At 55.3% G+C, this 3,409-nt stretch carries 3 protein-coding genes; all 3 read left to right on the top strand.

Going from position 1 to position 3,409, the window contains the following annotated elements:
* Positions 1–633, top strand: a 633-nt coding sequence (locus RMSM_RS17620; RefSeq protein ID WP_315850151.1) for a paraquat-inducible protein A, incomplete at its 5' end; no start/stop codon positions are given.
* Positions 630–2,126 (top strand): MlaD family protein, encoded by a 1,497-nt coding sequence (locus tag RMSM_RS17625; protein WP_008699070.1) that lies wholly within the window; start codon positions 630–632, stop codon positions 2,124–2,126. The genes RMSM_RS17620 and RMSM_RS17625, both read left to right, overlap by 4 nt.
* A gap of 162 nt (positions 2,127–2,288) precedes the next feature.
* The coding region (locus RMSM_RS17630) for a peroxiredoxin family protein (protein WP_052031683.1) at positions 2,289–3,409 on the top strand (1,121 nt) is incomplete at its 3' end.

Below are 3,409 nucleotides of genomic sequence, written 5' to 3' on the forward strand. Positions count from 1 at the left end.
CAAGGTCGTGAATTCCTAATCCCCAGGAGGCTAACACGTCGAATGCTGTATCGAGCTTGCCATTGCTGTGGATTGATTCATCGGTTGCCGGTGATGCAGCCAGGCGACCGCGCCCAATGCACGCGGTGCAAATCGATCCTCGCTGACGCAACACCGTCACACCAAAGTGCCAGCCGGACGGCGGCGGCCTCGGTTGCCGCATTCATTCTTTTTTGGCCTGCCGTGCTGCTTCCGATCCTCGAGATTGAGCGGTTGGGGCAACGCAACGAACAGAGTATCCTGAGCGGCATACTTGATTTGTTCCATCACGGAAACTACTTCGTCGGCGGCGTGGTGCTGCTGTTTTCGATCCTCTTTCCGCTCACCAAAATCGTATTGCTGGTGGAACTCAGCTGGCTCGAAGTACTACAGCGGCGACACAAGGCGTTCACGCTGCGACTGATGGAACACGTTGGCAAATGGAGCATGATGGACGTGATGCTGTTGGCATTTTTGGTAATGATGGTGAAGCTTGGCAACCTCGTTCATTTTCAATTTGGCCCCGCAGTGATTGCGTTCACGCTGTGTGTTGCCATGAGCATGATCGCATCGTTGTCGTTTGACCCTCATTCGATTTGGGAAGAAACAGAATGAGTGATCACGACAAGAACCATTCCGATTTTCCCACGGCGGAAATTGCCAAGCCACAGCCCGCGTGGATCCGCCGCCATTCGCCCATGTGGATTCTGACGCTGGCGTGCCTCGTGATCGCGATCGGACTCACTTGGTACTCCTCTGCAGCACCGGGGACACCGATTGTTTTACATTTTGACGACGGCCACGGTTTGAAACCGGGCGATCCGATTCGTCATCGTGGAATCCAAATTGGCGTGGTCGAAAAAGTTTCGCTTCGCCAAGACCTAAACGGAATCGATGTCACGGCAATCTTGGACCAAGCGTCATCGACGGTCGCTTGCGAAGGATCTCGGTTTTGGATCGTCCGTCCTGAAGTTGGCATGACGGGCGTCAGCGGATTAGAAACCGCCGTGGGACCAAAATACATCGCCGTGATTCCTGGCGATCCCACACAGAAACAATTTGAGTTCACCGGACTCACTTCAAGGCCGCCCGACGACTTGGGACGTGGCGGAATGGAACTGGTATTAAGAGGCGACGATCGCTGGGGCGTTTATCCTGGATCGCCGCTGACGTGGCGAGGGATCGACGTCGGCCAAGTACTCTCGAGCAGTCTGTCGCCCGACGCAATGCATGTGGATATCCGCGTTCGTGTGGACCAACGGCACACCCGATTGCTTTCGAGAAATTCAAAGTTCTGGGTGACCAGCGGGGTGCAAATGGGGTTGGACGTCACCGGGTTTGAATTCTCTGCCGAATCGTTGACAACAATCGCGCGAGGCGGAATCGCTTTCATGACCCCCGGACCGGCAATCTCGGACGACGATGTCCAACCCGGCGATGTCTTTACGCTGTACCGACGGCGTGACGACGCTTGGCTTGAATCGGCAACGCCGCTGAATCTGCTGGCCCACGGGCCGCCTCCGATGGGAACCGTGGTTGCGACGTGGAAACAGTCCTATTTTGGGATCACCCGAACGCGATCGGATCGCGCTGCATGTCTCGCCGTTGCGTTGCCGGACCAGGGGCAAGGGATCCTTGTTCCTGCGGATCTGATCGCGAATAAATCAAACGCAGCAGAGGGCTCGTTTCAACTGAATTACCAAGCAAACGGTGCCGATTCCGTTCTCGATGCTCCTGCATCTCCCGCATCACCGGATGGCATCTTGGTATTCCAAGTTGCGGACAGCGAAATCCCGCAAAACCAAATCATTACCGCCGACCGAATACGAATTCCGCAAAGCCCCGAAGACTGCTTTGCCGTCAACCGACGTTCCGGTGACGATCAATCCGACGTGGTGATCGAAATGATCGGTGCCGAGCAACTAGGGGACAATGGCAGCCTTTGGGATTGCCGCGAAGCCAAGTTCAGCCGCGAGGTTTGGCACGGCGCCGCTGTCATATCAAGCCGAGACGAAAAGCTGATCGGGGTGCTGTTGGTCAACGAAAAAGGGGTACAAATAGCGCCGCTCACCGACCTGCCGGACGGCACGGGCAGCCCCGCTCGCTAGGTAAGGAATTGTTGCAAAACTTAGATCAACAACCTCCTATCGCGTCATCCTACCATCGCTTGGGTGTATAAATAACCTCTGTGATTCGCCAGTGAGGGCTCGCCAAACGAGCTAGCATGGCGACTTCGATTCCGAAACCTCTTATCGCAAAAGAGTTTTACCATGGCACTGTGGTCACCCAACAAAGAGCCTCAAGGATTGGTCCCCATCACTTGGCAGCGAAAGCTTTGCCGGTGGACGACATACGGAGTCGTGCTCGTCGCTTGCTCGCTGTCGATCCCGATGACAGCATCAACGTGCTTTGCGGATGACAAAGCGGACGCGGCAAGCGAGACCAGCACCAGCGAGGAAGAAAAAGCGAAGGAAGAAGAAGAGGTCAAACCGATCGAAATCCCCGATGGATCCGCAGAAGAATTGTTCGAGTTTATCGAAAAGATCAAAAGCGAACGTGGTCGCACACTCGAAACCGTCATGCGATCAATGCAAGGCGTCGTGGATACCACCGACAAAATTCGTGAGATCGAAGACATCTCGCTCGAAGATGAGCTGAAAGCGATCAATGAAGCGTTGATGGCACAGGCGATGTTGGCACGCTTCTCACCCGAGGCTCGAGATCGACTGGCCAGCTACATCGACGAATTGGCGAAGGACCCGCGCGCTGAGATTCAGCGACTCGCTGCTGCGGAACAACTCAAGCAAGAAATCCAATCGGTCCGCACCGCGTCGGATGAGAAAAAACGTGAACTTGTCGACAAGGTGTTGGCGATCATTGACGACGGCGGGATCGACCAAACGAACTATCGTATGGCGTCGCAACTCGCTTATGCACTTGGTTACGGTGACAACACCGAACTGGCGGCTTCGTTCTACGAATCGCTTGCCTCGCGTTTGGAGGATGCCGAGGACGCCAAGTTGCGTGAAGCGGCACCGCGAGCCGCGGGTGCGGCGCGTCGTTTGCGATTGCCCGGCAATTTCTTTGAACTCAGTGGAACCACCGCCGATGGCGAAACGTTTGATTGGAGTTCCTATCGTGGCAAAGTCGTACTTGTCGATTATTGGGCCAGCTGGTGTGGGCCGTGCCGCGGCGAAGTTCCCAACATGAAGAAGAACCTTGAAAAATTCGGCGATGCCGGATTTGCCATTGTAGGAATCAACATGGACAGCACCCAAGAGGCGTTCGAGTCCTACGTCGAAAAAGAAGAGATCCCCTGGGTGAACTTGGTCAACTTTGACGCGGAAAGCAAAGGATGGCAGCATCCGATGGCGGTGCATTACGGCGTCTC

This window comes from Rhodopirellula maiorica SM1 (assembly GCF_000346295.1).
GTDB classification, from domain to species: domain Bacteria; phylum Planctomycetota; class Planctomycetia; order Pirellulales; family Pirellulaceae; genus Novipirellula; species Novipirellula maiorica.

Coding starts and splice junctions, on each gene's coding strand:
- RMSM_RS17625 (WP_008699070.1), top strand. CDS start 630: ATGAGTGATCACGACAAGAACCATTCCGATTTTCCCACGGCGGAAATT.